Origin of the sequence: Nonomuraea sp. NPDC003560 (genome assembly GCF_042878785.1) — a bacterium.
GTDB lineage: Bacteria > Actinomycetota > Actinomycetes > Streptosporangiales > Streptosporangiaceae > Nonomuraea.
On record NZ_JBIAOF010000006.1, the window covers coordinates 277,423 to 299,279 of the forward strand.

18 protein-coding genes and 1 pseudogene are annotated in these 21,857 nt (G+C 74.4%); 8 read left to right on the plus strand and 11 right to left on the minus strand.

Annotated features, from left to right (window positions below; genetic code table 11):
* Positions 1 to 54 precede the first annotated feature (54 nt).
* The 5 genes and pseudogenes from ACFYUV_RS24885 to ACFYUV_RS24905 form a co-directional block, all read right to left on the minus strand.
* The gene (locus tag ACFYUV_RS24885) at positions 55 to 1,245 is read right to left on the minus strand and encodes an alpha/beta hydrolase (protein WP_387671634.1); all 1,191 of its coding nucleotides are present in this window, start codon (positions 1,243 to 1,245) and stop codon (positions 55 to 57) included.
* Between the two features lie 45 nt (positions 1,246 to 1,290).
* Positions 1,291 to 4,077, minus strand: coding sequence for a BTAD domain-containing putative transcriptional regulator (locus ACFYUV_RS24890; protein ID WP_387671636.1), 2,787 nt, complete (start codon positions 4,075 to 4,077; stop codon positions 1,291 to 1,293).
* Positions 4,078 to 4,167: 90 nt separating this feature from the next.
* Positions 4,168 to 5,883, minus strand: a pseudogene (locus ACFYUV_RS24895) (acetolactate synthase large subunit).
* A 67-nt stretch (positions 5,884 to 5,950) separates the two neighbouring features.
* Entirely contained in the window at positions 5,951 to 9,241 is a 3,291-nt protein-coding gene (locus ACFYUV_RS24900) for a BTAD domain-containing putative transcriptional regulator (RefSeq protein WP_387671638.1), read from the minus strand.
* Between the two features lie 47 nt (positions 9,242 to 9,288).
* A complete protein-coding gene (locus ACFYUV_RS24905; RefSeq protein WP_387671640.1) occupies positions 9,289 to 9,756 on the minus strand; it encodes an ATP-binding protein in 468 nt (155 codons plus the stop codon).
* A gap of 194 nt (positions 9,757 to 9,950) precedes the next feature.
* Between ACFYUV_RS24905 and ACFYUV_RS24910 the strand changes: the two genes are divergently transcribed.
* Entirely contained in the window at positions 9,951 to 10,211 is a 261-nt protein-coding gene (locus tag ACFYUV_RS24910) for a hypothetical protein (RefSeq protein ID WP_387671642.1), read from the plus strand.
* 35 nt (positions 10,212 to 10,246) lie between these two features.
* On the opposite strand, the gene ACFYUV_RS24915 is transcribed toward ACFYUV_RS24910, so the two are convergent.
* Complete coding sequence (locus ACFYUV_RS24915; RefSeq protein WP_358291440.1) at positions 10,247 to 10,930, minus strand: DUF2267 domain-containing protein; 684 nt, start codon at positions 10,928 to 10,930, stop codon at positions 10,247 to 10,249.
* Between the two features lie 61 nt (positions 10,931 to 10,991).
* Positions 10,992 to 13,271 carry a xanthine dehydrogenase family protein molybdopterin-binding subunit gene (locus tag ACFYUV_RS24920; protein ID WP_387671644.1) on the minus strand — a complete coding sequence of 760 codons (2,280 nt, stop codon included), beginning with the start codon at positions 13,269 to 13,271 and terminating at the stop codon, positions 10,992 to 10,994.
* An 88-nt stretch (positions 13,272 to 13,359) separates the two neighbouring features.
* Between ACFYUV_RS24920 and ACFYUV_RS24925 the strand changes: the two genes are divergently transcribed.
* On the plus strand, positions 13,360 to 13,842 hold the full coding sequence (locus tag ACFYUV_RS24925) for an MSMEG_6728 family protein (RefSeq protein WP_387671646.1): 483 nt from the start codon (positions 13,360 to 13,362) through the stop codon (positions 13,840 to 13,842).
* On the opposite strand, the gene ACFYUV_RS24930 is transcribed toward ACFYUV_RS24925, so the two are convergent.
* Positions 13,831 to 14,868 (minus strand): carboxymuconolactone decarboxylase family protein, encoded by a 1,038-nt coding sequence (locus tag ACFYUV_RS24930; protein WP_387671647.1) that lies wholly within the window; start codon positions 14,866 to 14,868, stop codon positions 13,831 to 13,833. The genes ACFYUV_RS24925 and ACFYUV_RS24930 overlap by 12 nt on opposite strands.
* A 166-nt stretch (positions 14,869 to 15,034) precedes the next feature.
* On the opposite strand from ACFYUV_RS24930, the gene ACFYUV_RS24935 reads away from it, so the two are divergent.
* The 3 genes from ACFYUV_RS24935 to ACFYUV_RS24945 all read left to right on the plus strand — a co-directional run bounded on the left by ACFYUV_RS24935 (position 15,035) and on the right by ACFYUV_RS24945 (position 18,378).
* Entirely contained in the window at positions 15,035 to 16,165 is a 1,131-nt protein-coding gene (locus ACFYUV_RS24935) for a sensor histidine kinase (RefSeq protein ID WP_387671649.1), read from the plus strand.
* Positions 16,162 to 16,821, plus strand: coding sequence for a response regulator (locus ACFYUV_RS24940; RefSeq protein ID WP_387671651.1), 660 nt, complete (start codon positions 16,162 to 16,164; stop codon positions 16,819 to 16,821). The genes ACFYUV_RS24935 and ACFYUV_RS24940 overlap by 4 nt, the downstream gene beginning before the upstream one ends.
* Positions 16,822 to 16,968: 147 nt before the next feature.
* Entirely contained in the window at positions 16,969 to 18,378 is a 1,410-nt protein-coding gene (locus ACFYUV_RS24945) for an LCP family protein (protein WP_387671653.1), read from the plus strand.
* A 76-nt stretch (positions 18,379 to 18,454) separates the two neighbouring features.
* Here the strand turns inward: ACFYUV_RS24945 and ACFYUV_RS24950 are convergent, their stop codons facing one another.
* Positions 18,455 to 19,021 (minus strand): NAD(P)-binding domain-containing protein, encoded by a 567-nt coding sequence (locus ACFYUV_RS24950; RefSeq protein ID WP_352318322.1) that lies wholly within the window; start codon positions 19,019 to 19,021, stop codon positions 18,455 to 18,457.
* Positions 19,022 to 19,137: 116 nt separating this feature from the next.
* On the opposite strand from ACFYUV_RS24950, the gene ACFYUV_RS24955 reads away from it, so the two are divergent.
* Positions 19,138 to 19,965: an alpha/beta hydrolase gene (locus ACFYUV_RS24955; RefSeq protein ID WP_387671655.1), complete on the plus strand. Its 828-nt coding sequence runs from the start codon at positions 19,138 to 19,140 to the stop codon at positions 19,963 to 19,965.
* Positions 19,966 to 20,114: 149 nt separating this feature from the next.
* Here the strand turns inward: ACFYUV_RS24955 and ACFYUV_RS24960 are convergent, their stop codons facing one another.
* A complete protein-coding gene (locus ACFYUV_RS24960; protein WP_358291422.1) occupies positions 20,115 to 20,285 on the minus strand; it encodes a DUF3073 domain-containing protein in 171 nt (56 codons plus the stop codon).
* An 86-nt stretch (positions 20,286 to 20,371) separates the two neighbouring features.
* On the opposite strand from ACFYUV_RS24960, the gene ACFYUV_RS24965 reads away from it, so the two are divergent.
* Entirely contained in the window at positions 20,372 to 20,704 is a 333-nt protein-coding gene (locus ACFYUV_RS24965; RefSeq protein ID WP_090938046.1) for a helix-turn-helix transcriptional regulator, read from the plus strand.
* Here ACFYUV_RS24965 and ACFYUV_RS24970 read toward each other — a convergent pair.
* The gene (locus tag ACFYUV_RS24970; protein ID WP_387671657.1) at positions 20,697 to 21,260 is read right to left on the minus strand and encodes a hypothetical protein; all 564 of its coding nucleotides are present in this window, start codon (positions 21,258 to 21,260) and stop codon (positions 20,697 to 20,699) included. The two genes, ACFYUV_RS24965 and ACFYUV_RS24970, sit on opposite strands and share 8 nt — an antisense overlap.
* Before the next feature lie 76 nt (positions 21,261 to 21,336).
* Here ACFYUV_RS24970 and ACFYUV_RS24975 point away from each other — a divergent pair, with 76 nt between their 5' ends.
* The gene (locus ACFYUV_RS24975; RefSeq protein ID WP_387671659.1) at positions 21,337 to 21,849 is read left to right on the plus strand and encodes a PadR family transcriptional regulator; all 513 of its coding nucleotides are present in this window, start codon (positions 21,337 to 21,339) and stop codon (positions 21,847 to 21,849) included.
* Positions 21,850 to 21,857: the final 8 nt, after the last annotated feature.

Genomic DNA, 21,857 nt, shown 5'->3' on the forward strand with positions numbered 1-21,857 from the left:
CAGCGTGAGGGGGGGGAGCCGGCGCGGTCAGCGTGAGCGGGGCAGCCGGCGCGGTCAGCGTGCGCGGGGCAGCGGCTGGCGGGCCAGCCAGGTGAGGGCGGCCAGCAGGTGCACCCGCCACCAGTAGCCGTCGTGGCCGCCGATCCACGCCGTGCACCGGTGGGCCACGCCCGCCCCGGCCAGGCGCGCGGCCAGCGAGCGCGCGCAGTCGAGCGAGGCCGGTTCGAGGGTGCCCGCCGCGAGGTAACGGGGCACCCGTACGGAGGTGTCGAGGAGCTGCGGCAGCAGGTCGGGGCTGAGGGCGACGGCCGCGGCGATCCGGCCGGGACACCGGTCGGCGGCGGTCAGCGCGAAGGCCGCCCCTTCGGAGAAGCCGGCGCTGATGACGTGGCTCGCCTCGGGGAAGCCGGGCAGGACCTCGCCGACGACGAACGCCAGGTGCGCCGCGAAGCGCCGCGGGTCGGCGTAGGGCAGGTACTCCCTGGCCCGCCCGTCCGGGTACGGCCCCGGCGCGCCGGCGGCGTGCGGGCCGACCAGGATCAGCGGCGGCAGCGCGCCGGCCAGGATCGCCGGCTCCAGCACCCGGGCGTGCGACTCGGCGGCCTGCCCGTCGGCCAGCAGGCACAGGGGCATCGGCCGGATCGGGCCGGGCGGCCGGTAGACGGTGATCGCACGGCGCTTGCCCAGGTGGACGCTGCTGATCTCGCGGGTGACCAGCGTGCCGGCGAGCCGGACGGCCGTCGCGGGGGCGGGGGCGGCGCGGGAGCCGTGCCAGATCCGCTCCACCGGCCGGCCGCCGGGAGGCACCGCGGTGACGCCGATCACGGCCCGGTCCAGGTGCCGTACGCGCAGGGACAGCTCCCACAGGTCGGCCGCCCCCTTGACCGGCCACATCGGGAACCGCACGCCGCCGACGAGCTGGGCGTTCGGCCCCTGCCAGAGCACGTGCAGCACGTCGTCGTCCTCGCCCCAGACGGCCAGCGGCCCGCCGGTCAGCAGGGGCCGCAGCTCGGCCAGGGCCCGCCGCCGCCACACGCGCGCGAAGTGCACGCCGTCGGGCAGCTCGTGGGCGTAGCGGCGCCTGGCCCGGCGGCGGTTGCCCCGCAGCAGCGCCTGGTTGCGCTGGGCGAGCGTCTCGCGGCCGGCGGCGGCGCGTTCCTCGTCCGTCACGCCGGCCTCGCCGAAGGCGACCTTGTCACCGTGGAACTCGATGGTCTGCACGGCGAGCCGATCACCTGGGGGCATACCCGTACCAAAGCCTGCCGGCCCGCCCTGCGCAAGAATCCCAGGTCAGTGGACGCGGCTCCGGATCAGCCGGTCGAGCAGGCCGTGCACCTCGGCGGGTGACAGGGCGGCGCCCTCGCGCAGGCACTCGGCCAGCTCGGCGGCGGGCAGCGCGCGCCGGATCAGCTCCTCCCGCTCGGCGCCGTCGGCCGGGTCCAGCTCCGGCGGCGAGAAGCCGACCCGGGCCCCGACCGCCTCGACCGCGCCGAGCAGGCGGGCGCCGTCCCGCGGCAGCCCGCCCGCGGTGAGCACCCCGGCCAGCGTGTGCGCCATGACCAGCCAGGACGTGACGTCTTTGTCCTCGTCGAGCATGCGCAGGATCGGCAGCCCGGACGCCAGCGGCCGGTCGGTACGGCCGCCCAGCAGGTCGATCTTCATCAGCAGCCAGGTCGAGGAGGCGGTGACGAAGCGGTGTCCCGTCCTGGTGGCCACCTCGATCGACCGGGTCAGCCAGCCGGCCGCCTCGCCCGTCTCCCGGGCGAACACCAGCAGCATGCCGAGCACCATCAGCGCCTCGGCGTGCAGCCACGCCATGCCGGCCACCTCGGCCAGGTCGAGCGCGGCACGGGCGTCGGCCAGGGCGTTCGGCGCCCCGCACAGGCCGCCGAACAGCGCGCGGTAGGTCAGGGCGCGCCCCTCGGCGACCAGGTCGTCGGCCAGGCGGGCCATCTCGGCCGCCTCCCTGGCCCGCCGGCTCGCGGAGACGAAGTCGCCGGCCAGGTAGTGCAGCCCGGCCATGCCGATCAGCGCCTGGGAGCGCACGCCGGGCTCGGCGTCGGGGTAGAGCTCCATGGCCGCCGACAGGCTGGCCAGCCCCTCGGCGACGTGGCCCCGGCGGTACCAGAACCACGACAGCAGGCCGGTGAGCCGCAGCGCGTACCCGCCGTCGCCGGCCAGCATCGCCGAGGTGAACGCGGCCCGGTGCTCGGCCTGGTCGGCGAGGAGCACCTCCATCGCGGCGGTCGCCCCCTCGCCGCGGATCCTGGCGTCGGCGGCCTCGGCGCGGCCCAGCACCCAGGCGCGATGCGCGGCCTGGGCCTCGGCCAGCTCGGCCGGGTCCTGCCGGGCGCGGGCGAACTCCTTGATCGTCTCCAGCAGCCGGTAGCGGCGCGGCGAGGTGCCTGGCTCGACGGCGACCAGCGACTTGCGCACCAGCGCGCCCAGGCCGCCCAGGACCGGCCGCCCGCACACCGCGGCCGCGGCGTCCAGGTCGAAGCCGGAGGCGAACGCGCCGAGCCGGTGGAACAGCTCGCGCTCGGCGGGTTCGAGCAGGTCGTAGCTCCACTCCACGGTACGGGCCAGCGTGCGGTGCCGCTGCGGGCCGGCGCCGTCGGTGAGCACGCTGAACCTGTCGTCCATCGAGGTGAGGATCTGCTCGACCGACAACATGCGGCACTGCCCGGCGGCCAGCTCGACCGCCAGGGGCAGCCCGTCGAGCCCCAGGCAGAGGCGTTCGGCGTTGGCCAGTTCGGCGGGCGTCGGCTCCCAGCCGGGCGCGGCGGCCCTGGCCCGGCTCAGGAACAGGTCGCGGGCGTCCGCCGTGGACAGTGGCGGCACGTCGTACAGGGCCTCGCCCGGCACGCCGAGCGTCTCGCGGCTGGTGGCCAGCACGCGTACGCCGCCCGCCCCGGCCAGCAGCTCGGACACCGTGTCGCGGACGGCCGTCACGAGGTGCTCGCAGTTGTCGATGACCAGCAGCGGGCTGCGGCCGCGCAGCGCGTACGCCAGGCGTTGCCCGGTGACCGGCCCGGTGAGCCCGAGCACCTGGGCGATGGCCCCGGCCACCAGCGAGGGGTCGGCCAGCCCGGCCAGCTCGACCAGCCATGGTCCGTCGGCGTCGTCCCTGGCCCGCGCGGTCTCCAGCGCCAGCCGGGTCTTGCCGATGCCGCCCGGCCCGCTGAGCGTGACCAGCCGGTGCTCGGCGAGCAGCGCGGCCACCTGCTCGACCTCGGCCGCCCGGCCGACCAGCGCGGTCACGGGGAAGGGCAGGTTGCCGCCGCGTTCCGGTAGCGGCGCGGCGCCGCCGGGACGCAGCGCGTCGTCCTGGGCCAGCACCGCCGCCTCCAGCTCGCGCAACCCCGGCCCCGGATCGATGCCCAGCTCCTCGGCCAGCACGCGGCGGGCGGAGCGCAGCGCGGCCAGCGCGTCGCCCTGGCGGCCCGACCGGTACAGGGCCAGCACCAGCAGCTCCCAGCCGCGCTCGCTCATAGGCTGCTCGGCGGTGAGCTTCTCCAGCTCCGGCACCACGGCCGCGTGCCGTCCGAGGGCGAGCTGCGCGGCGAACAGGCTCTCCCGCGCCGACAGGAACAGCCCCTGGAGCCGCGCGATCTCCGGGACGGCGAAGGCCGCGCCCGCGAACTCCCCGTACGGCTGCCCGCCCCACAGCTCCACGGCCTCGCTCAGCACGGCCAGCGCCGCGCTGTGGTCGCCCGACTCCAGCAGGAGCTGCCCTTCCGCGACCTTGCGGGCGAACCGCTCGGCGTCCACGGCGTCGGGCTCGACGCGCAGCGTGTAGCCGTTGCCGACGCGGGCCAGCACGCTCTGCGGCGCCCGGCTGGTCCGGCCGGGTTCGAGTGCCTTGCGCAGCCTGGTGATGTAGGAGTGCAGGGTGGGCATCGAGGCGGGCTCGCCCTCGTCCCAGGCGGCGTCGAGCACGCGTTCGGCCGAGACCACCTGCCCGCGCGCCGCGACCAGCACGGCGAGCACCGCGCGCTGTCTCGGGCCGCCGAGCGCGACCTCCACCCCGTCGATCTCGGCCACGATGGGCCCCAGCACCTTGACGCGCAGCGCCACTTTCCACCTCGGTTCCGCGGCCCGGGCCGCCCCGGGTCAAGGAAGCTTAAATGAGGTTCGGCGCCTATGGCTGCTTTGTTACGACTTGACTCATTCGTCATCTCCCCAGTTCGGAGCCAGGTCCCTGGCGATCCGGATGTCGTCGTTGCTCGTGCCGGCGGGCACCATGGGCCACACCATCGCGTCCCGGTGCACGACGAAGTCCACCACCACCGGCCGGTCGTCGATCGCCATGGCCTGCTCGACGGCCGCGTCCACGTCCTCGGGGCGTTCGCAGCGCAGGCCGTGGCAGCCGTACGCCTCGGCCAGCGCGACGAAGTCCGGGATGCGGCGGGCGGCGCGCAGGTCGGTGTTGGAGTGGCGGCCGTCGTACATGAGGGTCTGCCACTGGCGGACCATGCCGAGGCTGCCGTTGTTGATGACGGCCACCTTGATCGGCACGCCCTCCAGCGCGCACACGGCCAGCTCCTGGTTGGTCATCTGGAAGCAGCCGTCGCCGTCGATCGCCCACACCGTGCGGTCCGGGCAGCCGATCTTGGCCCCCATCGCGGCGGGGATCGCGAAGCCCATCGTGCCCGCGCCGCCGGAGTTGACGAACGAGCCCGGCCGCTCGTGGGCGATGAACTGGGCGGCCCACATCTGGTGCTGGCCCACGCCGGAGGTGTAAACGGCCTCAGGACCGGCCAGGGCGCTCAGCCGCTGCATGACGTACTGCGGGGCGAGCGCGCCCTCGACCGTCTCGTAGCCCAGCGGGTACGTGCGCCGGTACCCCTCCAGCGTGCGCAACCAGTCCGCACGGTCGCCCGGCCGGCCGTCCAGGGCGGCGGTCAGCTCGGCCAGCACCTCCTTGCAGTCGCCCACGACGGGCACGTCGGCGTGCCGGTTCTTGGAGATCTCGGCCGGGTCCACGTCGGCGTGCACGACCTTGGCGTGCGGCGCGAACGTGCCCAGGTCGCCGGTGACGCGCTCGTCGAACCGGGCGCCGAGCGCGACGATCAGGTCGGCCCGCTGGAGGGCTCCGACGGCCGCGACCGAGCCGTGCATGCCGGGCATGCCCATGTGCAGCGGGTGGCTGTCGGGGAACGTGCCGCGGGCCATGAGCGTGGTGACGACCGGGATGCCGGTCAGCTCGGCCAGGCGCAGCAGCTCGGCGGACGCGCCCGCCTTGTGCACGCCGCCGCCGACGTACAGGACCGGCCGCCGGGCCGTGGCCATGAGCTCGGCGGCGGCCCTGATCTGCCGGGCGTTCGGCCGGGTGACCGGGCGGTAGCCGGGCAGCCGCATGACCGGCGGCCAGACGAAGGCGGTCTCGGCCTGGAGCGCGTCCTTGGTGATGTCCACCAGCACCGGACCCGGACGGCCGGTGGAGGCGAGGTGGAACGCCTCCATGATCGTGCGGGGGATGTCGGCCGCGTCGGTGACCAGGAAGCTGTGCTTGGTGATCGACAGGGTGATGCCCGTGATGTCGGCCTCCTGGAAGGCGTCCGTGCCGATCTGCGAGCTGGGCACCTGGCCGGTGATCGCGACGATCGGCACCGAGTCCATGTAGGCGTCGGCGAGCGGCGTCACCAGGTTCGTGGCCCCCGGGCCGCTGGTCGCCATGCAGACCCCCACCTTGCCGGTGGCCTGCGCGTAGCCCTCGGCCGCGTGCCCGGCGCCCTGCTCGTGCCGGACCAGCACGTGCCTGATCGAGGTCGAGCGGTACAGCGGGTCTTAGGCGGGCAGGACGGCGCCGCCGGGGATGCCGAACACGGTGTCCACGCCGACCCGCTCAAGCGCCCGCACCAAAGCCTGCGCACCCGTCATCCCGCACTCCCCTCCCGGCGATCGACTCCCCTGGCGATCGTCAGGAGAGTCGATCAGGGAACCCTTGTCATCCGCTGGTGGCCAGTTGCAGGTGCTTGCGGCCGGGTCCCCGGCGGGCCTCGGCCGCCCGGTCGCGCCACCAGGTCAGGCCGTTGCGGGCGGCCAGCCGTTCGAGCTCGGTCAGGTGGCGGACCGCGCTCTCGTGCCGGCCGGTCGCCTCGGCCAGCAGCGCGAGATGCCAGTCCACCGGCCCCACCCAGGCGCAGGCCGACAGGACGGTGATCCGGCCGCCGAAGGGCAGCAGCGCCTCGTAGAGCAGGCGGCACTCGTGCACCCGGCCGAGCGCCGCCGCGGCGGCGGCCCGCAGGCACAGGGTGGACGGGCGCGACCGGTCGAGCAGCGGTTGGCCGTCCAGCTCGCGGGCCTCGTCCAGGCGGCCCTGGGCGTGCCGGTGGAGGGTGCGGGCGGCCTGGTCGAGGGCGTGGTTCGCGCCGCGCAGGACGTCGATGAGCGGGCCCGCGGCGGCCATCGTGCCCCGGTGGTAGTCCAGGGCCAGGCGGCCGGCGGTCACCGCGCGGGTGGCGTGCCAGATGCCGAGGCCGGACGCCTGGTCGGCGGCGTCGGCGTACAGGTCGTCCGCCTGGTCGAAGTGGCCGCCGAGCACCATCCGGCCCGCCCGCCAGAGCGTGTGCTGGAAGCGCGGCCAGGGCAGCGGGAGCCGGTCGAGCAGGTCGTCGCAGCGGGCCGCGGCCAGGTCGGCGCCAGTGACGTCGAACAGCTCCAGCCGGTTGTGGGCGTCCATCATGTTCGCCAGCAGCTGGTAGGCCGGCTCGCCGTCCGCCAGCTCGTGCAGCTCGGCGGCGAGGTCCGCCAGCTCGTGCACGTGCAGCGGACGCGGCAGCGACAGGTGCCTGGCGTTGAGCGCGCGCATCAGCAGCCGCCGGTCGCCCAGCCGCCGGGCCATGGCCACGGCCTGCGCGGACAGCCCCTCGGCCCGCGGGTCGCCGGAGGCGTCGTAGAGCTCCTGGGCCAGCCCGGCCAGCAGCATCGCGCGCTCGGGGCCGTCCGGTTCCGGCAGCTCGCGCAGCGCGTCCTCGAAGCGGCGGACGAGCAGCGGGTCGGCCGCGCCGTACGGGTCGCGCAGCGTCCAGATCGTCGGCGTGTCGAACGAGGTCAGCGCCCGGACCCGGAGCGCCGCTCCCCCGTCCGTGACGCGGTCGGCCGCCCGCACGGCCTGGTCCCTGACCCGGCGGGCGGCAGCCGGCTCGCCCGCCGCGAGCAGCGCGCGCACCTGCCGCAGCAGCAGCTCCACGTGCTCGGCCGGGTCGCCGCCGCAGGCGTCGTGCGCGGTCACCGCGTGCCCCAGCCAGGACGCGGACTCGGCGTAGCCCAGGCGCAGCTCGGCCTGCTCGGCCGCGGCCCGCGCCCACCGCACCGCCTCCCCGTACGCCACCGGCCCGGCCTGCACGGCGTGATGGGCGATCACCTCGACGTCGGTCGCCGGACGGGCGGACAGCGCGGCGGCCAGGTCCCGGTGCAGCGCCGCCCTGCGCAGCGGCGGCAGGTCCCTGACGAGCGCCTCGCGCACCAGGTCGTGCACGAACGCCAGCCGCCCGCCGGCCCGCGCCGCCAGCAGGCCGCCGCGCACGGCCCGGTCGAGCGGCCCGTACGCCTCCTCCCCCGCGACCCGGGCCACCACGGCCGGGTCGAACTCCCGGCCGGCCAGCGCCGCGACCGCCAGCACGTCCGTGACCCCGGCGAGCGCGTCCAGCCGCAGGCGGACCAGCTCGGCCACCGCCTCGGGCACCTCGTCCACGTCCGGGTTCTGAGCGAGCAGCCTGATGCTCTCGCGCAGGAAGAACGGGTTGCCGCCGGTGCGGTCGGCCATCCTGGCGCACGACTCGTCGTCCAGCTCGACGCCGAGGTCGGCCGCGATGGCCCGGACCGCCTCGGGGCCGACGCCGGTCAGGCGCACCCGCGACAGGTCGTAGCGGACCAGCCGCCCGAGCACGTCGCCGGTCCCGGTGCGGAAGGCCGCGACCAGCGTGACCGCGCCGCCGCGCAGCAGCATGACCAGATGCCTGAGCAGGTCGAGCGAGGCCGGGTCGGCCCATTGGAGATCGTCCAGGACGATGACGAGCGGCTGGGCGCGCGAGGCCGTGACCAGCCATCGGGCGGCGGCCTGGTTCCGGCGCGACAACAGGACCTCGGCCGGGCCACCGGCGTCCGGCGGCGCTTCGGGGCGGGCGTCGAGGAGGCCGGACAGGGGCTCGCGGTCCGGCGGCGGGCAGTGCGGCTCCAGCGCCTGGAACACCTGCGTCCACGGCCACAGCGCGGGCGTGCCCTCGGCGTCGTGGCAGCGTCCGCGGAGCACGAGCCGGCCGAGCCGCGCGCAGTGCTCGCCGAACGCCTCCAGCAGCCGCGTCTTCCCGATCCCCGGCTCACCGCTGACCTCGGCGACCGCGAGCCCGGCGGGCGCGGCCCGCTCGGCCACCGCCACCAGCTCGGCCAGCTCGGCCTCCCGCCCGTGCGGGACGTCCAGCGGGCGTGGCGCGGCCACCAGCGCCGGGGTGTCGTCCACCGGCGCGAGCGAGCCGGCCTGGCGCAGGATGTCCGACTCCAGCGACCGCAGCTCGGGCCCGGGATCGAGGCCGAGCTCCTCGGACAGCCGCCTGGCCGCCGTACGCAGCACGGCCAGCGCCTCGGCCTGGCGGCCGGTGCGGTACAGGGACAGCGCGAGCAGGCACCACAGGCGCTCGCGCAGCGGGTTGGCGACGGTCTCGGCCTCCAGCTCGGTGATCAACGCCTGCGGACGGCCCAGGTCGAGCAGCGCGCGGGCCCGCCGCTCGACCGCGACCAGGCGCAGCTCGCGCAGGCGGCTCACCTCGACGATCGTCCACGGCTCGTCCTGGAACTCCTCGTACGGCGAGCCGCGCCACAGCCCGAGCGCCTCCTCCAGGCAGGCCAGCGCCTCCTCGGCCGACCGGAACTCGGCCCGGTTCACCAGCGCGGCGAAGCGGAGCGCGTCCACGTCGGCGGCGGCCAGCAGGTAGCCGGGCGGGCGGGCGATCAGCGTCCTGGGCCGGGCGCGCGGCCCCCGGTCCGGCTCGATCGCGCGGCGCAGGTTGGAGACGTAGGAGTGCAGGGTGGGCAGGGCGCTGGGCGGGGCGGCGTCGCCGTACAGGTCGTCGATCAGCGTCTCGGCGGGGACCACGGCCCCCTGCGCGACCAGCAGCCGGGCCAGCACGGCTCGCGGACGGGGGCCGCCGAGACCGACCGCGCCCCCGTCGGCGTCGCGGACCTCCAGCGGCCCCAGAACTCGGAATTCCACGTTGTCCCACTCATCGGCTTCGTCCAAATCGATCACAGTATGGTCGGGCCGACTTGCAGGAGACTGGAAACCCTCTACGTGCCCGCCCTGATCGGGACGACGTTGCCGGGCCCGCCGCGGCGTGGCAGCGCGAACCAGGTGGCCTTGCCGACCAGGTCGGGGTGGGTCAGGTACCGCTGGGGATGACAGCCGTAGAAGCCGTCGGAGAGCCGGGCGACGATGCGCAGCCCCCGTCCGTGCTCGGCGGACGAGTCGGGGACCGAGGGGGCGGGCAGGGGCGGGCCGGCGTCCACGACGACGCACATGACCTCCTTGGCGTCCACGTGCAGGAGCAGCTCGTAGGGGCCCTCGCCGTACATGAACGCGTTGGTGACCAGCTCGCTCACCATGAGGACGGCGTCGTCCACGACGTCGTCGTGCAGGTCGAGCCCGGACAGCTCCTCCCGGACGATCGACCGGGCGTGGCCGACGGTCCGGGCGTCCGGGCGCAACGGCCATACGTACTGCATCCGGCTCCGCCGGGCCGACCGCAGCCTGGACATGGCCTCTCCATCCTGGGAAGGGCGGCGACGAATGCTCGTTTCAGTCAACACGAGACCTGCCTCCGAGTTGTCGGACATGCGGCTGTCCAAACCTGTACGCACGCAAGGGCCGTTCGGGTCGAACGTTTTCCGAGAAATCCCGACTTTCTTCGCGTCCGACATGTCTTCCCAGGTCAGCGGGTACGGACAGGGCCATGAGCAGTCCTGACGAGAACACCCCCGAGACCGACACCACGCCGCTCCTCGACGCGGCCAGGCGTCCGGCCAGGCGTCCGGCCGAGCGCCCGGGTGAACGTCCGGGTGAGCGCCCGGCCGGACGTCCGGGCGTGGCGGGGAGGACCCCGGCGGAGCACAAGACCGCCGGGCAGGCGGCGCTGGAACAGGCCCTGTCGCAGTCGGGCAAGCACCTGGAGGACCTGACCGGCGAGACGACGCCCGACCGGCCGCGCGGCTAGCCAGGCCCGCGCCCCGAGACCGGCCGGGCCCGCGGCTACGGGCGGCCGATGCCGGCGCCCACCTCCTCGATGAGGTCGTCGACCCGCCTGGCCAGCTGCACGTCGAGGGCCGTCACCGCGCCCACGGAGACGGTCCTGACCACGATGGCCAGGCCGTCGGCGGTGTCGTGGAGCTGGGGCTGCCGGCCGTAGGTGGCCTTGAGCCGGTCGAGCGCGCGGCGGACGGCACGCAGGTTCTCCCGCGGCAGGGAGATCTCCCGGCGCAGCGCCGAGCGGTCGCCGGTCCACAGCGGCAGGGTGGCGAGGGCCGCGGCGATCTCGTCGGCGGTGAGCGGGGCGGCGTGCCCCTTGGGGCCGGTGATGCCGCCGCCGCTGTCCGGCGGGTCGAACAGGGGGCGTACCTGCTCGGGGATGTGCAGCCGGGCGATCAGCTCGGGGTCCTGCTCGGCGACGGCGGCCAGCACGGCCTGCGCCCTGATCCTGGCCTGCTCGGGCGGACGGCGGCCGAGCAGCGCCGCCTGCCGGACGAAGCCCTCCTCGGTGCCGTCGTTGCGCGGATGGTCCATGGGGAAGTCGTTGGTCAGCTCGGGCGGCAGGGCGTCGATGAGCTCGCGCCGGTCGTCGTCGTCGAGTGTGCGGGCGAGCGTGGTCAGCGTGGCCTCCGCCGCCGCTCTGGCCGGGCCGGCGCCCAGGCCCGTCATGCGGCCGATGGACGCCAAGAGTGCACGATATTCCATGATTCGTCCCCCGATCCGAACCTTCAGGCTCCTCGTGCCCAGGTCAGAGGTGCCGACACCTCCACACGGCCTGAGGGGTGAGGGGCACGTCGGTGACGCGTCCGGCCAGCTCGGGCATGGCGGCGGCGACCGCGTTGCCGATGGCGGCGGGCGGGCCGATCGTGCCCGCCTCGCCCGCCCCCTTCATGCCGCCAGGGGTGAGCGGCGAGGGGGTCTCCAGCAGCACGACCTCGATGTCGGGCACCTCGCGGGTGGTCGGCAGCAGGTACTCGGCGAGCGGCTGCCCGTCCTCGGTGTGGACGATCTCCTCGGTCAGCGCCATGCCGATGCTCTGCGCGACCCCGCCGCGGATCTGGCCCTCGACCATGGACGGGTTGACCAGCGTCCCGGCGTCGTTGACCACCCAGTAGCGCTCCACCTCGACCGCGCCGGTCTCGGGGTCCACCGCGACGGCGGCGGCGTGCGCGCCGTAGGCGAACGTGTAGGCGGCCGGGTCGTAGCTGACCCGCTCCTCCAACCCCGGCGTGACGCCTTCCGGCAGGTCCCAGGCCCGCCAGGCGGACGTGGCCAGCTCCCGCAGCGACACCGACGCCCGCGGGTCGCCCTTGACGCGTACGCGCTCCTCGGCGATCTCCAGGTCGCCGGGCGCCGCCTCCAGCCGGTGGGCGGCGATGGCCAGCAGCTTGTTCCGCAGCCGGGCGGCGGCCTGGACGAGCGCCCCGCCGCCGACCGCCAGCGACCGGCTGGCGATCGACCCGATCGACGAGTACGGCGTCGCCGCCGTGTCCCCCAGCACCACCCGCACCCGCTCGATCGGCACCCCCATCCGGTCGGCCGCGACCTGGGCCAGCGCGGTCTCGATGCCCTGCCCGATCGAGACCACCCCGGACGACACCACCACCGACGCGTCCGGCTCCATGCGCAGCACCGCCGTCTCGTAGCCGCCCGCCTGGATGCCCGACGCCTTCATCTCCATCGACGGGCCCAGGCCGGTGGTCTCGACGTGGCAGGAGTAGCCGACGCCGCGAAGGCGGCCGTCGTCCACGCCGGTGACCGGGGTGACCAGGTCGCGCAGGGTGCGCAGGGCCCGGGGATAGTCGCCGGAGTCGTACTGCTGGTAGACCCGGCTCGTGCACGGCAGCTCGTCCGGCGTCAGCATGTTGCGCAGCCGCAGCTCGACCGGGTCCAGGCCGAGCCGCCGGGCCGCCTCGTCGATCAGGCGCTCCCTGGTCCAGGTGCACTCGGGCTGCCCGAAGCCGCGGTAGGAGCCGGTCGGGGTGGTGTTGGTGACCACCCCGCGCACCCGTACGCCGACCCGCTCGAACCGGTACGGCCCCGGCAGCAGGGTGGCCGAGACCGCGAAGGGCGAGATGCCCACGTTCGAGGGATGGGCGCCGAGGTCGCCGAGGATGTCGGCGTCCAGGGCGACGAACCGGCCCTGGCCGTCGAGCGCCAGCCTGGCCCGGTGGACGGCGGCCCGCGCGGGCAGGGTCGCCGCCAGCCGGTCGCCGGGCGACTCGGTCCAGCTCACCGGGCGGCCCGTCCGCATCGCGGCCAGGCAGACGAGCGCCTCGTCGGGGTAGACGTGCTCCTTGCCGCCGAACCCGCCGCCGACGTCCCGGCTGATCACGCGTACCCGGTCGTGGGTGAGCCCGAACGCGTCGGCCAGGTGCTCGCGCACGTGGTGCGGGGCCTGGGAGGAGGTGTGCACGGTCAGCTCGTCGTCGGCGTAGGAGGCCACCACGCCGCGCGGCTCGACGGGATGCGGTGAGATCCGGCCCGTCCTGAACGTCATCTCGACGACGTGCTCGGCGGACTCGACGAACTCCGCGCAGTCGGCGTCGCCGAGCAGGAAGTCGGTGACCAGGTTCGTGCCCCACTCGGGGTAGAGCAGCGGCGCGTCCTCGTCGAGTGCGCGTTCCGCGCCGACGGTCGCGGGCGACTGGTCGAGCTCCAGGTCCAGCAGGTCCGCGGCGTCGCGGGCGGCGGCGGGGGTGCCGGCCACGACGACGGCGATCGGCTGGCCGGCGTACCTGATCGTGTCGTCGAGCACCCGGTAGGCGGTCAGCCGCTGGCCGGGGGCGAGGGTGACGCAGGGCAGCAGCAGCTCCGCGGCGTCGGCGGGGGTGATGACGTCGAGCACCCCCTCGACCGTCCAGGCCGCCTTGGCGTCGCAGCCGAGGAGCCGTCCGTGCGCGACGGGGCTGCGCACCACCACCGCGTACGCCATACCGGGCAGGCGTACGTTGCCGACGTATCTCCCCTTTCCGGTCAGCAGTCTGGCGTCTTCCCTGCGAGGCGTCCGCGCGCCGACATAGCCCATGGGCCGATTGTGCGCGCCGCGAGGCGTGCGGTCCATATACGATCTCGCGGGGCGGCAGGCGGGAAAGACCAGGTCAGCGGGGGTATAGATGCAGACATTTCTTCCGTATCCGGATTTCGCGGCCAGTGCCGGGGTCCTGGACGCGCTGCGGCTGGGCAAGCAGCGGGTGGAGGCCCTGCAGGTGCTGCGCGCCCTGATCGTCCCCGGCTACGGCTGGCGCCACCACCCCGCCGTCAAGATGTGGGCCGGCTACGAGGAGGCCCTGGTCCGCTACGGGCTCGACGTGTGCGAACGCTGGTGCTCGACCGGCCGGGCCGACACCTGCGCGGCCACGATGTCCGTCGAGCTGGGCCGCGCCTGCGGCACCCCCGTCATCCGCACCCAGCACGAGCTGGCGGCGGCCGGCGAGCTGCCGCCCTGGCTCGGCGACGACGCCTTCCACCTCAGCCACCGCTCCGCCCTCCTGCGCAAGGACCCCGATCACTACCGCCCGCTCTTCGGCGACGAGCCCGACGACCTGGAATACGTCTGGCCCGCCTCGGGCCGCCCGCCCGCCTGCCTACCGGCCTGACCGCCCGCCCGCGCCCGCGCGGGTCCCGGTGAGGACGCCCTCCGCGTGCCGCGTCGCCGTGGCGGCGCCGAAGGCGACGAGCCGCACCAGGTCCTCGTCCGTCGTCGCATCGCCGCGCCAGGCGGCGACGTCCGCGTCGGTGACCCGGTAGGGGGCGAGGGCGGCGAGCAGCGCGAGCCTGGCTCCCGGCCGTTCCTCGCCGGGCACGCCCGTCAGCGGGCCCGAGAGCCAGTCGCCGCCCATCGGCGGGTGCTCGCCGTCCCAGGCCGCGACCGCCTCGGTGACGGCCGTCCGCGCCGCCTCGCCGAGCAGCTCCCCGCCCGTCGCCGCGACGGCCATGAGCGTGGCGTACGCCGTGCCGACCGGCGTGCCGGCCGCCCAGGCGGGCTCGGGCGAGGAGGGCAGGCCGTCCAGCACGTCCAGGCCCGCGCCGGGCGGCAGCTCCCTGCGCACCGTCCGGGACATGGCCCGGCCGCCCACGCTGCGCACCAGGCGCGACTTCTGCAGGTTGCCCGGCAGCAGGTTCTCGGTGAGCAGGGACGAGGCGATCCGGTTGACGAAGTGGAAGGTCAGCGCGGTGCCGACGTACGCGGGCGCCTCGTCCGCGGGGAAGGGCGCGGGCACGCGCCGGTCCTTGGCCCACCGCAGCAGCGCGGCGTGCCCGGGATCCGCCGGCACGCCCCCGGCCGCGACGGTCTCGGCCAGCCTGTGGTCGCCGGTGGCGTGCAGCAGCGTCGTGTGCGCGGCCACGCAGAACGGGCACCGGTTGGCCAGCGACACCCCCAGCGCCACCACCTCCCTGCCGGTCCTGGACCCCGGCCCGGCCAGCAGCGACTCCCGCAGCAGCGCCCAGGTCCCGGCCAGCACGGCGGGCGCGGGCGACAGGGTCAGGAAGACCGCCATGCGGGCCATGCCGAAGTCGTCGGCGAGGCGGGCGTAGACCTGGGCCACCCGGCCCGTGGCGTCCTGCGGCCGGACGGGCGTGACGTAGCGGAACTGGCCTGCGGCCGTCTGCGTCGTGTTCATGGCCGCCATGGTGGGCCGCGGGACGGGCCGGAGTCGTCCTGCCCGGGATGACTTCCGCGGCTACGGCGCGGGGCGCAGAGGCGGACGGCGTACGACGGCGGGAGTAGTCCCCCATTCCGCCCACGTGAGGACGATTATCGACACATCAGGCTCTACTGTGCTTGGCATGAGCTTGCGATGGCACCCCGCCGTCATGGACGCGGCCCTCGCGGCTGTCGTGGCCGTGCTGCTGACGGCGACCGTGGTGGCCACGCCGGACGCGGGGCCCGCGGACTACGCCGCCGTGCTCGCCGGGTCGCTCGCGCTCGTCGCCTGGCGGCGGGCGCCGGTCCCGGCGCTGCTGGTCACCACGCTGTGCATGCTGGTCTACTCCGCGCACGCGCAGCCCGGCCCGCCGGCCGCCTTCCCGGTGATGGTGACCGTGTTCGCCACGGTCAGGGCCGGTCACCGGGCGCTCGCGGCGGCGGCCGGCGCGGTGTTCCTGGGCGGGACCCTGGCGGTCAACCTGGCCACCCCCGACGGGCAGACCGCGCAGGAGATCGTGCAGAAGACGACGCTGCTGCTCGGCTGGTTCCTGGCGGCCGGGGTGACCGCGACCGTGACCCGGCACCGGCAGGCGTACCTCGTGCAGGTCGAGCAGCGGGCCGCCGAGGCCGAGCGGACCCGCGAGGAGGCGGCGCTGCGCCGGGCGGGCGAGGAGCGGCTGCGCATCGCCAGGGAGCTGCACGACTCGCTCACCCACACCATCTCGGTCATCAAGGTGCAGGCGGGCGTGGCCGTGCACCTCGCGCGCAAGCGCGGCGAGGAGGTGCCGGCGGCGCTGCTGGCCATCCAGGAGGCCAGCGGCGAGGCCATGCGCGAGCTGCGCGCCACGCTGGAGGTGCTGCGCGAGGACGACGACGCCCCCGCGGCCAGCGGCCTCGACCGGCTCACCCACCTGGTCGAACGGGCCCGCTCGACCGGCGTCCCGGCCACGGTGACGGTCACCGGCGACCGCCGCGACCTGCCGGCCGAGGTCGACCGGGCGGCCTACCGGATCGTCCAGGAGGCGCTGACCAACGTCTCCAAGCACGCCGGTCCCGCCACCGCCTCGGTACGCGTCGACTACGGCGAGGAGGAGCTGATCGTGCAGGTGGACGACGACGGGCGAGCGAACGGCGGCCCCTGCGACCCCGGAGTGGGCCTGCTGGGCATGCGCGAGCGCGTCACGGCGCTCGGCGGGCGGCTGGCGACCGGGCCGCGTCCCGAGGGCGGGTTCACCGTGCGCGCCGAGCTGCCGCTGCAGGAGGCCCGGTGATCCGCGTGCTGCTGGTGGACGACCAGGCCCTCATCCGCGGCGGCTTCCGCGCCCTGCTGGAGGCCGAGGACGACATCGAGGTCGTCGCCGAGGCCGCCAACGGGGAGCAGGCGGTCGCCCTCGCCCTGGAGCACCGCCCCGACGTGGCGCTCGTGGACGTGCAGATGCCCGTCATGGACGGCATCGAGGCCACCAGGCGGATCGCCGCCGACGAACGCCTGGCCGAGCTCCACGTGGTGATCCTGACCAACTACGGCCTGGACGAGTACGTCTTCCACGCCCTGCGCGCCGGCGCGAGCGGCTTCCTGGTCAAGGACACCGAGCCCGCGGACCTGCTCCAGGGCGTCAGGGTGGCCGCCCGCGGCGACGCCCTGCTCTCCCCCGCCATCACCCGCCGCCTGATCGGCGAGTACGTCGCCCGCCGCCCCGAACCCGACCCCCAGGGCCTGGACGTGCTCACCAACCGCGAACGCGAGGTGACCGCCCTGGTCGCCCGCGGCATGTCCAACGACGAGATCGCCGCCCAGATGGTGATCAGCCCGACCACCGCCAAGACGCACGTCAGCCGGGCGATGACCAAGCTGCACGCCCGCGACCGCGCCCAGCTCGTGGTCTTCGCCTACGAGTCGGGCCTGGTGACCCCGCGCGAGCGCTGACCCGAGGCTTGACCGTCGAGGAACGCGGTCCCTCCGCATACCCGTCCCGGACTGAGTACACTCGGGCACGTTCAACGGCCGAGACTTGTACGGCGAGGCTCTTGGCCCGGGGCGGTGGCCCCTCGGCCCCCGTCCCTCTGGAGTCACGTGAGCAGCGGGCTTGTCGATGCTCCGCCCTCCAGCGACCCCGGCGCCCCCAAGAGGCGCCACGGGCGCTGGCTACGCTGGGTGATCGCGATCGCGGTCGCCGTCGTCCTCCTGGTCGCCGGCGTGGCCGTCGGCGTCACCGCGAAGCTCAGCGGCAACCTCAAGCGCTCCACGGTCACCAAGGAGGACCTCGGCGAGACGCGGCCCCCCAAGGTCGCCACCTCGGCGATGAACGTCCTGATCGTGGGCTCCGACCAGCGCGACGGCAAGAACGCCAGGTACGGCCGCCGCATCGCGGGCGAGCGCACCGACACGATCATGCTGGCGCACGTGTCGTCCAAGCGGGACAACGCCATGGTGATCAGCTTCCCGCGCGACTCGCTGGTCCAGCTCCCCGCCTGCCGGGCCACGGGCGGCCTGCCCGGCCAGCAGCCGCACCTGGGCATGATCAACGAGTCGTTCAACTCCGGGGGCATCGCCTGCACCTGGAAGACGATCGAGTCGCTCACCCGCATCCACATCGACCACTTCGTGAAGGTGGACTTCACCGGCTTCAAGAGCATGGTCAACGCCGTGGGCGGCGTCGAGGTCTGCCTGCCCTCCCCGGTGAACGACAAGAAGGCCCTGCTCCACCTGCCCGCCGGGCGGCAGACGCTCAACGGCGAGCAGGCGCTCGGCTACGTCCGCGCCCGCTACAGCCTCGGCGACGGCTCCGACATCGGGCGCATCCAGCGGCAGCAGATGTTCATCGCCTCGATGCTCAAGAAGGTGATGAGCGGCGAGACGCTCACCGACCCGTCCAAGCTGTTCGGCTTCCTCGACGCCGGGACCAAGTCGGTGACCGTCGACGACGACCTGTCGGTGGGCGTCATGAAGGACCTCGCCACCAGCCTCCAGGGCCTCAACGCCGGGCAGATCCGGTTCATCACCACCCCCTGGCACTACTCGCTGACCCAGCCGGGCCGGGTCGAGTGGGTGCAGCCGCAGGCGGGCCGGCTGTTCCAGATCGTCGCCAGGGACCAGAGCGTCCAGGGCGTCAAGGGCGGCCAGGCCAAGGTGGGGCGGTCGAAGATCCAGATCGAGCTGCGCAACGGCACCTACCGCGGCGGCCTCGGCACGCAGGTGGCCGCCTTCCTGGAACAGCGCGGCTACCACATCAGCAAGATCGGCGACACGGCCAGGAAGCCCCAGGCGAAGACCACGCTGCTCTACGGCCCCAACGCCGAGACGCGGGTGCCCACGCTCACCAACGACCTGCTCGCCGCCACGCCCAAGCTGGTCGCCGGCGCCCGGACGAACCACCTGGTGCTGGTGATCGGCGACGACTGGAAGGGGCTCAAGCCGCTGCGCGCCGACGACACCGAGGCGATCAAGGGCTTCGACGCCACCCACGACACCTGCGCGGCCTAATTCCGGCCCCCTCGGCTCCCCCAGGCCCGTCCCGGCTCATGTAGGGCCGGCCGGGCCCAGCCCGGCTCGGCCCGGCTCACAGGGCGTCGGCGAGCCCGCCTCCGTCGATGGCGGTGAAGCCGGCGTCCTCGATGAGCGGCACCACGGCCTTCTTGGCGGCCTCGTCGTCGCCCCAGTAGGGCATGTCGGCCCGCGGGCCGCCCCGCTGCCCGGCCGTGCCGAGGTCCAGCAGCTCGTTGGGGTACTTGGTGTTGAACGTGCGCACCAGCCGCACCTCGCGGCCGAGCACGTGCTGCTGGTACTGCGGGCTGGTCAGCCCGTCCGGCACGGCCACCACCGCCTCGGCGCCGTCGAGCCGGGTGATCGGGTTGCTGGGATCGATGACGATCTTGCCGCCCAGCGCCGCGCCCAGCTCCTCGACCACGGTGGGGAACGCCTCCCACCACACCGCCATGACGACGACCTCGCCGAAGCGCGCCGACTCGATCGGCGAGCCGACGCCCGACTGCCCCTCGGCGGCGGCCGCGGCCTCCTCGGCCAGGGCCGGCCGGGCGTCGCTGAAGAGCACGTCGTGACCGGCCGCCGCGAACAGCCGGCCGAGCGGCGCGCCGAGCCGGCCCGAACCCACGATTCCTACGCGCATGTCTGGATCTCCTTGTCGGCCGATCGGCACCTGCCCATCGGCCTTCCCCGCATGCCCGGCTTTGCGCCTGCGCCGCGAGATCTTTTGCCCGCCGGTGATCCCTACACTCGTCGTCCATGAACGATCCCGATGTCCACGAGCTGCGCAGGGGCAGCGCCGAGCGGGCGCACCTGCGTGCGCGGGGGCCCGAGCTGCCGCAGGTGAGCGACCTGGCCGGGCCGCGCGGGCTGCCGCTGCGGCACTACCGGCCCGCGCGGGAGCGGCGGCCGCTGGTGGTGTACGTGCACGGCGGCGCGTGGGTGCTCTGCGACCTGGACACCCACGACCGGATCTGCCGCCTGCTGGCCCGCGAGTGCGACGTGGAGGTGCTGGCCGTGGACTACCGGCTGGCGCCCGAGCACCCGTACCCGGCGGCCGTCGAGGACGTCGTGGACGTGCTGCGCGAGGCCCGTCCGGTCGCGGTGGCCGGGGACAGCGCGGGCGGCTACCTGGCCACGATGGCCTGCCTGGCGCTGCGGGACGCGGGCGACCCGTTGCCCGCCGCCCAGATCCTGGTCTGCCCCAACACCGACCTCACGCTCTCCTGCCCCAGCGTGCGGGAGAAGGGCACCGGTCACGGCCTCGACGAGAGCTTCCTCGCCTGGGCCGTGCGGCAGTGGGCGCCCGATCCGGCGCGGCGCGCCGACCCGAGGCTGAGCCCGCTGCTCGTGCCCGACCTGAGCGGGATGCCCGCCACGCTGGTGGTCACCGCCGAGCACGACGCCCTCAGGGACGAGGGCGAGGCGTACGCCCGCCGGCTGGCCGAGGCGGGCGTGCCGGTCACGTGCCGCAGGGAGCCCGGCCTCACGCACGGATTCCAGCAGAACGCCGACCCGGTGTCGCAGGCCGCCACCGGCCGCCTGCTCGCCGACGCGCGCCGCCTGCTCGAAGCGGTGACGGGCTAGCCCGCCGGACCACCGTGGCCCGGCCCGCGCCCTGCGGCACGCCGCCGGGCGGGCACGGGAACACCGCCTGGAACTCGCGGCGACCGGTCAGGCGCCGGAGGCCAGGCGGCCCGAGAACGTCGCGGACGCCCCCGCGAAGCCGGCGCGCGTCATTGCGCGCGCTCGGACTCCTGCTCGGACGCCGTAGACGTGTACATCTCCTCGCGCGGCGTGTCCGCGCCCAGCTCCTCGCGCAGCCGGTCGTAGTCGATGTTGTGGTTGGCGTACTTCAGCTGGCGAGCGACCTTCGTCTGCTTCGCCTTGGCTCTTCCTCGGCCCATGGCTACTCCCTAGTCCCCGCTGTCATGCTATCCAACAACGTTACGACTTGAAGAATTATGCAACTGCGCTCGATTAGTCTTGCAATATGCACGTGGAGGTCCACCAGGCCAAGGCCGACTTCTTCAGGACGCTCGGCCACCCCGCTCGCATCAGAGTGTTGGAGCTACTCCAGGAAGGTCCACTGCCCGTCAGGGACCTGCTGGCCCAGATCGACATCGAGGCGTCGAGCCTCTCACAACAGCTGGCGGTCCTGCGCAGGGCCGGGATCGTGAGCGCGATCCGCGAAGGCAGCACGGTGGTCTACACCCTGGCCACTCCCGAGCTGGCAGACCTGCTCGGGGCCGCCCGCCGCATCCTCACCGACATGCTGGCCGACCAGGGGGAGCTCCTGGCCGAGCTGCGGGCGGAGGTCACTTAGCGGCGGCCTCGGCGCGGCGCCTGACCACCTTCGGGTAACGGGCGGTGAAGACGGCGGGCACGACGAACGAGAGCACCTTGATCGCGATGACGACCGTGGTGGCGTGGGGGGCCGCGGCCAGCACGAACGTCAGCGAGACGGCGGCGAGCGTGAACGCCACCGCCCACACCGTCGTGATCACCACGTTGACGCGGCGGAACGCCTGGGTCTCCCAGATCTCCTTCGGCGCCATCGTGCGCGCGATGCCCAGCGTGAACGGCTTGCCGATGGCCAGCGAGCCCCAGGCGGTGCCGGCCAGCCAGACGTTGACCAGCGCGGGCCCGTACGGCGTGAGCGGCGAGTGCGGGGCCGCCAGGGAGAGCACGGTGAGCAGGGCGAAGAAGGCGGCGGCGCTCGTCTCGATCACGATCTCGTCCCAGGCCCGGCCGGACCGCCGGTCGATGGCCACGAGGGCGAGGGCGATCACGAGGCCGGTGATGGCGCCCCAGCGCCACTCGTCGCCGGTGGCGATGACCGCGTAGACGACCCAGGGGAGGAAACCGAGCAGACCGCGCATCGCGCAACTCCTTTGACATTCCTAAGTAGACATGTCGAATGTAGAACCTCCTGTGGAGATATGTCAATATAGGAATATGAGCTTGAGACACGCCGTGCTTGGTCTGCTCGCCGAGGGGCCGGCCAGCGGCTACGACCTGCTGAAGACCTTCGACGTCTCATTGTCCAACGTCTGGCCGGCCACGCAGAGCCAGCTCTACGCCGAGCTCGGCAAGCTGGCCGACGCCGGTCTCGTGAGCGTCGCGGCCGAGGGCCCACGTGGCCGCAAGGAGTACGCGATCACCCAGGAGGGCCGGGCCGAGCTGCGCCGCTGGATCACCGAGGTCGAGCCGGTCAGGGTCGGGCGCAGCGACATGCTGCTGCGCGTGTTCTTCCTCGGCCAGGTCGATCCCGAGCAGGCCCGCGCCTACCTGCGCCGCCAGGCCGAGGTGGTGGGCAAGCACCTGGAGCACATGGAGGCCATCAAGGGCTTCGTCGAGAGCGGCCAGGACAACCTGTCGGTCTACGGCCGGCTCGCCCTGGAGTACGGCCTGCGGCTCGCCGCCGTGCAGAAGGAGTGGGCCGAGTGGGCCGAGGGGCAGATCCGTTAGGCTCGCCC

Excerpts from the sequence above, each read along its gene's own strand:
- ACFYUV_RS24905 (WP_387671640.1), bottom strand. The coding sequence starts at position 9,756 with ATGTCCAGGCTGCGGTCGGCCCGGCGGAGCCGGATGCAGTACGTATGG.
- ACFYUV_RS24975 (WP_387671659.1), top strand. The coding sequence starts at position 21,337 with ATGAGCTTGAGACACGCCGTGCTTGGTCTGCTCGCCGAGGGGCCGGCC.
- ACFYUV_RS24955 (WP_387671655.1), top strand. The coding sequence starts at position 19,138 with ATGAACGATCCCGATGTCCACGAGCTGCGCAGGGGCAGCGCCGAGCGG.
- ACFYUV_RS24925 (WP_387671646.1), top strand. The coding sequence starts at position 13,360 with ATGCAGACATTTCTTCCGTATCCGGATTTCGCGGCCAGTGCCGGGGTC.
- ACFYUV_RS24930 (WP_387671647.1), bottom strand. The coding sequence starts at position 14,868 with ATGAACACGACGCAGACGGCCGCAGGCCAGTTCCGCTACGTCACGCCC.
- ACFYUV_RS24950 (WP_352318322.1), bottom strand. The coding sequence starts at position 19,021 with ATGCGCGTAGGAATCGTGGGTTCGGGCCGGCTCGGCGCGCCGCTCGGC.
- ACFYUV_RS24970 (WP_387671657.1), bottom strand. The coding sequence starts at position 21,260 with ATGCGCGGTCTGCTCGGTTTCCTCCCCTGGGTCGTCTACGCGGTCATC.
- ACFYUV_RS24960 (WP_358291422.1), bottom strand. The coding sequence starts at position 20,285 with ATGGGCCGAGGAAGAGCCAAGGCGAAGCAGACGAAGGTCGCTCGCCAG.
- ACFYUV_RS24935 (WP_387671649.1), top strand. The coding sequence starts at position 15,035 with ATGAGCTTGCGATGGCACCCCGCCGTCATGGACGCGGCCCTCGCGGCT.
- ACFYUV_RS24920 (WP_387671644.1), bottom strand. The coding sequence starts at position 13,271 with ATGGGCTATGTCGGCGCGCGGACGCCTCGCAGGGAAGACGCCAGACTG.
- ACFYUV_RS24910 (WP_387671642.1), top strand. The coding sequence starts at position 9,951 with ATGAGCAGTCCTGACGAGAACACCCCCGAGACCGACACCACGCCGCTC.
- ACFYUV_RS24885 (WP_387671634.1), bottom strand. The coding sequence starts at position 1,245 with ATGCCCCCAGGTGATCGGCTCGCCGTGCAGACCATCGAGTTCCACGGT.
- ACFYUV_RS24965 (WP_090938046.1), top strand. The coding sequence starts at position 20,372 with ATGCACGTGGAGGTCCACCAGGCCAAGGCCGACTTCTTCAGGACGCTC.